The sequence below is a fragment of the Pseudomonas sp. D(2018) genome (assembly GCF_005502555.1).
GTDB lineage: Bacteria > Pseudomonadota > Gammaproteobacteria > Pseudomonadales > Pseudomonadaceae > Metapseudomonas > Metapseudomonas resinovorans.
Genome location: NZ_SCOK01000006.1, coordinates 91,530 through 99,331, shown reverse-complemented (window position 1 = coordinate 99,331; position 7,802 = coordinate 91,530). Strand labels below are relative to the sequence as shown.

Here is a 7,802-nt window from a genome sequence, read left to right as displayed (position 1 = left end):
TGTTCGAGCGCCGGAATCGTTCCTTAGGTTCTGTCGCCCTCCATTCAAGGACACACCATGGCCGTCGTGCCTGAACTCGAAGCCTTCCTCGAACTGGTCGAATTCGGCCGTCTTACCGGCAAGAGCCGGGCCATGCACGAACAAACCCCGGAGCAGGCCCGCGCTGATTTTGAACTGGCCTCCCTGGCGCTGGACCAGCCGCTGGCACACGTCGCCTGCACGTCACTGGGCATTCCGGCACGCGATGGCTGGACGCTGTCGGCGCGGCTGTACCGAGCCCCCGATCTGGGCGCGGAACCGCAGCCGACGTTGCTGTACTTCCACGGCGGCGGCTATGTGGTCGGTAGCCTGGACTCCCACGACGCCCTGTGCCGTCGCCTTGCCGGCCACGGCTTCTTCGCGTTGCTGGCGGTGGACTACCGCCTGGCCCCGGAATGGCGTTTTCCGACACCGGTTGAGGACGCCTGCGATGCGGCCAACTGGCTGCTGCGCGAAGGTGCCGCGCTGAGCCTCGACTCGACGCGCGTGGCCTTTGCCGGGGACAGCGTTGGCGCCAGTCTGGCGACCGTGCTGTCGATCATCGCCGCCCGTAACCCCGAGGAACTGGCCCTGGTGCCCAAGGCGCAAGTGCTGGTCTATCCGGTGACCGATGCCACCTCCAAGCGGCCGTCGCACCGCGACTTCGCCGAGGGCTACCTGCTGGAAACCGCGACGTTGGACTGGTTCTACCAGCACTACGGACGCACCCCGCAAGACCTGGCCGACTGGCGCTGCTCGCCCTTGCTGGCGCCCGACCTGTCCGGCCTGGCGCCGGCCCTGGTCTACCTCGCCGGGCATGACCCGCTGCACGACGAAGGCCTGGCCTATGCGCAGAAGCTGGAAGCGGCGGGCAATGAGGTGAAGGTGCTGACCCAGCCCGGCCTGACCCACGACTTCCTGCGCATGGCCGGGTTGCTGGCCGAGGTGGAAGGGATTCACACCGAAGTGGTGGAGTGGCTGGCGGGAAAGTTGGTTTGACTGTAGGAGCCAATTCATTCGCCAAGGGCAGCGCAGCTGCCCCTGAAGGTTCGAGGGGCGAACCTGCGGTTCGTTTCGCGATTGAAATCGCCCCTACAAGGTTTGTGTTCTGCTTCGAGTAATTTTGTAGGAGCGAATTTATTCGCGAAGGGCGGTGAATCCGAGCCAGCAAGCCACACCTGCGAATCGGAATTGACCAGTCCGAGATTTGATGTGTACGGTACACACCAAGGCGCAAGCCATGGAGTGCAAGGATGCGAAGTCGGGAGTTGATCAAATTGATCGAGGCGGATGGCTGGTTCGAGGTGGATGTCAAAGGCAGTCATCACCAGTTCAAGCACCCAGCCAAGAAGGGCAGGGTTACGGTGCCTCACCCCAAGAGCGATTTACCGGAGGGGACTGTCCGCAACATTCTCAAGCAGGCAGGCCTCAGATGAAGCCCAGGTCCAGCAACAGCAATCAGATGGTGGAGTTCATGAAATTTCCAGTTGTACTTCATAAGGACCCTGGTTCCGACTACGGCGTGACGGTTCCGGATGTGCCTGGATGTTTTTCTGCCGGTGAAACCGTCAGTGAGGCGCTGGACAACCTCACGGAGGCGTTGGCCCTGCATTTCGAAGGGTTGATGGCGGATGGTGAACCCATTCCCCAACCGCAGGAAGTGGATGTTCATCTGGCCAATCCTGACTATGCCGGCGGTGTCTGGGCGGTCGTGGAGTTCGATACCACGCCATATCTCGGCGCTTCCGTACGTTTCAATGCGACCATGCCGGAGCATCTGTTGCGTCGCATCGATGAGCGGGTGAAGAGCGATAGACGTTACGCTTCGCGCTCCGGCTTTCTGGCCACCGCTGCATTGCGGGAGTTGCAACATCCGCATTGAGGATTGAAGGGCGAACCTGCGGTTCGCTTGGCGATTGAAATCGCCCCTACAAGGTTCTCGCCATGGGTTTCGTGCTCCTAAAAACAAAGGCGCCTTTCGGCGCCTTTGTCGTTTCCGCTTCAGGCCATCAGAAGTCCCACTTGGTGGTGAGCATCAGGTTGCGCGGTTCGCCGTAGAACACGGTGGAGAAGTTACCCATGCCGGTGTAGTACTCCTTGTCCAGGACGTTGTTGGCGTTGAGGGTCACGCTCAGGTGCTCGTCGTGCTGGTAGCGGGTCATGAGGTTGACCAGGGCGTAGCTGCCTTGCTCCAGGATGGCGTTGTCGTTGAGGGCGGGATTCCAGATCTGCGCGTAGAAGCCGCTCTGCCAGTCCACGCCGCCGCCCACGGTGAATTTGTTCAGCTCGCCGGGAAGGCGGTAGGTGGTGAACAATTTGACCAGGTGCTCGGGCTTGGTGGCCGCCAGGGGGAAGCCGAACACGCGCTGCTCGTCGGCGTCGCGGGTGCGGGCATAGGTGTAGCCGGCGGTGATGTTCCAGCCGTCCATGACTTCGCCCACGACTTCCAGTTCCAGGCCCTTGGTGGTGGCGCCATCGATGGCGCGGTAGATGTCGATGAACTCGGGGTTGGTCTCGACGTACTGGGCGAAGTTGTCCTGCTCGATGCGGAAGAAGGCCAGGGTGGCATTCAGCTTGCCGTCGAAGTAGGCCGCTTTCAGGCCGGTCTCGTAGGCGTCGCCTTCGACCGGTTCGAGGGTTTGCAGGTCAGCGTCCTTGAGGGACTGCGGCTGGTAGATCTTGGTGTAGCTGGCATAGGCCGAGTAGACGTCGTCCAGGTCGTAAACGATGCCCGCGTAAGGCGTGACCACACCGTGCTGCTCGTAGCTGGAGCGGTTCAGGCGCGGGGTGCCGTCGAGGTTGTCGTGCTTCTCGTCGTACTTGAAGTCGCTGACGCGGGTGCCGAGGATCAGCGACAGGTCGTCGGCCGGCTTGAAGCGTGCGGCCAGGTAGCCACCGTTCTGGCGCTGGTTGATCTCGTAGTCGCCGATCTTCGGGAAGCCCTGCTTCGGGTAGTTGCCATCCCAGTCGTAGATGTTGCCGGGGACTTCCACGAATGCCGAATTATCGAAGTCGTCGCCGGTGGTCTTGGCGGCGGCGGTGGTGAAGCCGGCCACCAGCTCATGCTCGCGGCCGAACAGCTCGAAAGGGCCGGAAACGTTCACGTCGAAGGTGTTCTGGACGCGCTTGCCTTCCCAGTGGCCCCAGTAGAAGAAGGCACCTTGGCCGGTGGCCGGGTCGGGGTTGCCGCCGCTGGCGGAGCCGAGCAGGGTGTCGTGCTCGTTGCGCATCTGGTTCACGTTCACCTTCAGCTTCCAGTCGTTGGCCAGGTTCTGTTCCAGCGAGGTGAAGTAGGTGTAGGACTCGAAGTCGCGGCGGCTCCAGTCGGTGCCGGGGTTCCAGGAGCGGCTGACGTCGATTTTCGAACCGTCGGCGAAGTACACCGGGTTGCCGGTCCAGGAGGTGCCGCGCGGGCTGACGTTCTGGTGGTCGATGCCGAAGGTCAGCAGGGTGTCCGGGGTCAGGTCCCACTCGAGGATGCCGTAGGTGATGTCCTTCTTCTGCGAGTAGTGGTCCAGGTAGGACTGGCGGTCCTGGTAGGCACCGACGAAGCGGCCGCGCACGGTGCCTTCGGTGTTCAGCGAGCCGGAGACGTCGCCCTCGGTGCGGTAGTTGTCCCAGGAGCCGGCCATGCCGGTGATGGAGGCCTGGAAGTCACGGGTCGGGCGTTTGCGCACGAGGTTGACGGTGGCCGACGGGTCGCCCGAGCCGGTCATCAGGCCGGTGGCGCCCTTGATGACCTCGACGCGGTCGTAGATGGCCATGTCGACGTGGGTCGTGCCCTGGTCGTAGACGCCGTCATAGATGGTGTTGACGCCGTCGTACTGGTAGTTGGTGATGGCGAAGCCGCGGGCGGAGAACTCCATGCGGTCGCTGTCGTAGGCTTGCACCGATACGCCCGGAGTGTGCTTGAGCACGTCGCTAATGCTGGTGGCGTTCTGGTCGTCCATCACCTGGCGGGTGACCACGCTGACCGACTGCGGGGTTTCGCGAATCGACAGCGGCAGCTTGGTGGCGGTACTGGTCGCGCCGGTGGTGTAGGAGCCGGTGCCTTCGGTGGTTTCGCCGAGGCCGGTGCTGTTGATGCTGGTGGGCGCCACTTCCAGGGCGCTGCTGTCGCTGGGGGAAACCAGGGTCACGGTGTTGCCGTCGACGCTGTAGCGCAGGCCACTGCCGGCAAGGACGGCGGCCAGCGCCTGGGCGGGCTCATAGTTGCCGCGCACGCCCGGGCTGCGGCGGTTGGCCACGTCGTTGGGGCTGTAGAGGATCTGCAGGTTGGCCTGCTGGCCCAGTTGGCGCAGGGCACCGGCGAGGGACTGCGCGGGAATGTCCAGGCTCACCTGCTGGGCTTGCACCATGGCCGGGAAGGGCAGGGTCAGTGCCATGCCGAGGGAGGCGGCCGCCAGGTTGCGCTGCAGGGCGCGGTGCATCAGCAAGGCTTTGGTGAAGGGGGACAACGCGGGTTTGAAAGGCATCTTCCTGATCTCGATTCGTTGTTGTGTTGGCAATTGCGTTTCGTTCTTGTTTGGAATTAAACGAACGAGGCAGGAAAAACCGGAATGGAATCGCGAGAAAATCTTCGGACGGGTCCGCAGGCCTGATCGAACAGAGCAGGCCTGCGGCGGCGGGAAGGTCAGCTGGAAGGCAGGATGTCGCCGTCTTCAGTGCTCGTCTGGCGTTGCGCCTTGTTCTGCAGGGAACGCACGCGGGCTGCGCGTTTACGCCACCAGATGATCACGCCGGTGACCGATAGCATGGCGATCACCACGCCCATGGCGGAGATCAGGATGCGCCCCGGCAGGCCGAGGATACGCCCGGAATGCAGGGGCAGCTGGGCCTGCACGAAGATGTCGCCGGCGGTGCCTTTCCAGGGTTGGCTGTCGCCCAGCAGGCTGCCGTCCTGGCCGTCGAAGTAAAGCGCTGCCGGCCCCACGCCGCCGTCACCGTGGTCGCCGCCGGGGTGGTAGAAGCTGACGCCGTAGATACCGAACTGACGTGCATAGAAGATGCTTCCCACCGGTTCTTCCCAGCCACGCCGGGTGGCTTCCGCCTTGGCCGTGGCGATGGCCTCGGCGAAGCCCAGGCGCGGTTCGATGGGCTGGTTTTCCGGGGTTTCCTCGCGTTTGTCGAAGGGGCCGGGAGTGACTTCGGTGACCAGTTGCATCATCGGGAAGAAGACTTCCCGATACAGGTTCAGGGAGAACGCGGTGAACGCCAGGATCAGCAACAGCACCCAGGTCCAGAGGCTGAAGGCGCGGTGCAGGTCGAAATTGAGCTTGTAGGAGCCGCCGCTCCAGCGCACGTTCCACGCCGGCTTCCAGCGCTGCCACCAGGACGGTCCGCTGGCGGCTTTGCTGGCCTTGACGGCGGCCTGGCGGCGGCGTGCGGGCAGGGTCAGGTAGAGGCCGACGAAGCAGTCGAGGGTCCAGACGATGGCGACTATACCCAGCAGCCAGAGGCCCCAGTGGTCGATGCCCCAGAATTCGGGAATGTGCAGGCTGTAGTGCAGTACGTAGAGGAAGGACACCAGGTTCTCGCTGGTCACCGGCCAGACCGCGCCCCATTCGCGCTTGCCCAGTTCCGCACCGGTCACGGGGTCGACGAAGACCTGGTTGTAGCCGAGCTCGAAGGGTTTGCCTGTGGCCGGGTCGACCCGGCCCGTGACGCCCAGCTCCAGGGATTCACCCGGTTCCGGTGCCAGCGGTACGAAGGTAACCACCGCACGCGGATCACGGGCCTCCGCCTGGCGCGCCAGCTCCAATGGGTCCATGGCCGGCCCCTGGCTGCTGACCTGGGTCAGGTGAGGGTTGAGCACGTCATCCAGCTCGTGGTCCCAGGAGATGATCGCGCCGGTCAGACCGGTGATGAACAGGAAAACAGCTGTGGCCAGGCCGGCCCAGCGATGAAGGAGGGTGGCGAAGGAACGCATGGGGAATCCGAATTTTTCAGGGCTTGTCTGGTAAGGACGGATGAGAACGGCGAATCCGCCAGGGGAGGTGTAACGAGGTGTTTCGGGGGCGGGCGCGGGGCGGTTCCTTGTAGGGGTGAATTCATTCGCCAAGGGCTGCGAAGCAGCCCCAGGAACCTCATGGCGGACCTTCGGCCCTACACCAGCTCTGCAACGCCTTCGGCACTCACCACCTTCCCGCTCTCCAACCGCAAAAGATGGTCCGCCACATCGAAATACCGGTCGTCGTGGGAGATGACGATGATGGTCTTGCCCAGCGCCTTCAGCTCCGGAAGTAGCTCGGTGTAGAAGATGCGGCGGAAGGTCGGGTCCTGGTCGGCGGCCCATTCGTCGAACACCAGCACCGGGCGTTCCTCGATCCAGGCATTGACCAGGGCCAGGCGCTTGCGTTGGCCGGTGGAGAGATCGGTGGTGCTGAAGGTGCCGTCCTGCACCTGGACCTTGTGGGCGATCTCCAGCCGTTCCAGGTAGCGGCTGGCGTCTGCCGGGATGGTGCCTGTGCCCTGGATCAGGTCATCGAACAGGTAGTAGTCGGCGAAGACGGTGGTGAACAGTTGGCGGTAGTCGTCGCGATTGGCGGCGTCCACCGGCTTGCCGTCCAGCAGGATCTCGCCGCCGGTGGGCGCATAGAGGCCCAGCAGCAGCTTGATCAGGGTGGTCTTGCCGCAACCGTTTTCGCCGACGATGAAGAGGATGTCGCCCTGCTTCAGGGTCAGGTTCACCGGGCCGAGCTGGAAGGGCGCGGCGCCCTCGGCTGGCGGGTAGGCATAGCGCAGGTCGCGCAGTTCCAGGCTGTGCACGCGGCGCGGCGCGGGGTCGGTCGCGGCTTCCAGCAGATGAGGCTCAGGGGAGGAGAACTGGCTGTTCAGCTCGGCAATGCGGCGGAAGGCGATCTGCGCCCGGCCCACGACGGGCAGCACGCCGATCAGGTGCTCCAGGGGGCCCTTCATGTACAGCAGGATCAGCACGAATCCGCTGATCACCGCCTTGTCCGCCGCTGGCCAGAAAGACTGCACCAGCAGGGCGATGGCGATGACCACGAAGAACAGCATCGAGCCCAGGCTCTTGGCGATCACGTAAGTGTTGATCGAGCCGATCTGCAGTGTGCAGATGCGCTCGGCGGTGCCCTGGATGTTCGCTTCATGCATGCGCAGGCGGCGTGGGCGGTGGATGCGCAGTTCCTTGGCGCCTTCGGCGATGCCTCGATAGTGCTTCTGCAGCAGGTCCTCCGCTTCGCGGGCGTCGTTGAAGCCCTGGAAGGCACGGGCCTGGGCGGCGTACTGGATCAGCGAGCCGATGGCGATGGCCAGCAGGGTGATGAGGAACATCGGCAGCGAGAGCATGGCCAGGTAGCCCAGGCAGCCGAGGGTGACGGTCAGCGAGATGGCCAGCGGCGCGAAGGAGAAGGCGAAGTCGCTGATGGTGTCGACGTCATGGGTCAGCACTGGAATCAGGCGGTGGGTGCGGTAGCGCTCGATCTGCTGGATAGGCGCGGAGAGCACCTTGGCGCCCAGTTCCTTGCGCAGCCTGGCGATGATGTGCTGGCCGACGTAGTTGGTGCCGATGTCGGAAATGATCGAGCTGGCCAGTGCCAGTACGCAGAAACCGGCGAAGGCCAGCACCAGGGCGTTGCTCATCCCGCCGTCGGCATGCAGCCCCTTGTTGATAGTGGCCAGCAACGCGGTGACGGACAGGCCGCCGACCATGCCCAGCAGGGTGGAAACCAGCACGACGGGCCAATAAGGCCTGAGGAGTTTGAACAGTTCGCCGACGGCGCTGGGGGAGCGGGTGGTCATGGGGAGTCCTCGATGGCCAA

Annotated in this window: 6 protein-coding genes; 3 read left to right on the top strand and 3 right to left on the bottom strand. The window is 63.9% G+C overall.

What is annotated here, in order from left to right; translation table 11 throughout:
• Positions 1-57: 57 nt before the first annotated feature.
• From FFS60_RS06860 to FFS60_RS06850, 3 genes are all read left to right on the top strand, one after another.
• On the top strand, positions 58-1,017 hold the full coding sequence (locus FFS60_RS06860; protein WP_137821498.1) for an alpha/beta hydrolase: 960 nt from the start codon (positions 58-60) through the stop codon (positions 1,015-1,017).
• Between the two features lie 254 nt (positions 1,018-1,271).
• Positions 1,272-1,454 (top strand): type II toxin-antitoxin system HicA family toxin, encoded by a 183-nt coding sequence (locus FFS60_RS06855; RefSeq protein ID WP_016492210.1) that lies wholly within the window; start codon positions 1,272-1,274, stop codon positions 1,452-1,454.
• Positions 1,455-1,492: 38 nt separating this feature from the next.
• Complete coding sequence (locus FFS60_RS06850; protein WP_137821497.1) at positions 1,493-1,900, top strand: type II toxin-antitoxin system HicB family antitoxin; 408 nt, start codon at positions 1,493-1,495, stop codon at positions 1,898-1,900.
• Between the two features lie 127 nt (positions 1,901-2,027).
• Here FFS60_RS06850 and FFS60_RS06845 read toward each other — a convergent pair whose 3' ends face one another.
• The 3 genes from FFS60_RS06845 to FFS60_RS06835 form a co-directional block, all read right to left on the bottom strand.
• Complete coding sequence (locus tag FFS60_RS06845) at positions 2,028-4,493, bottom strand: TonB-dependent siderophore receptor (RefSeq protein ID WP_137821496.1); 2,466 nt, start codon at positions 4,491-4,493, stop codon at positions 2,028-2,030.
• 158 nt (positions 4,494-4,651) lie between these two features.
• Entirely contained in the window at positions 4,652-5,947 is a 1,296-nt protein-coding gene (locus FFS60_RS06840) for a PepSY domain-containing protein (protein ID WP_137821495.1), read from the bottom strand.
• 176 nt (positions 5,948-6,123) lie between these two features.
• The gene (locus FFS60_RS06835; RefSeq protein WP_137821494.1) at positions 6,124-7,782 is read right to left on the bottom strand and encodes a cyclic peptide export ABC transporter; all 1,659 of its coding nucleotides are present in this window, start codon (positions 7,780-7,782) and stop codon (positions 6,124-6,126) included.
• Positions 7,783-7,802: the final 20 nt, after the last annotated feature.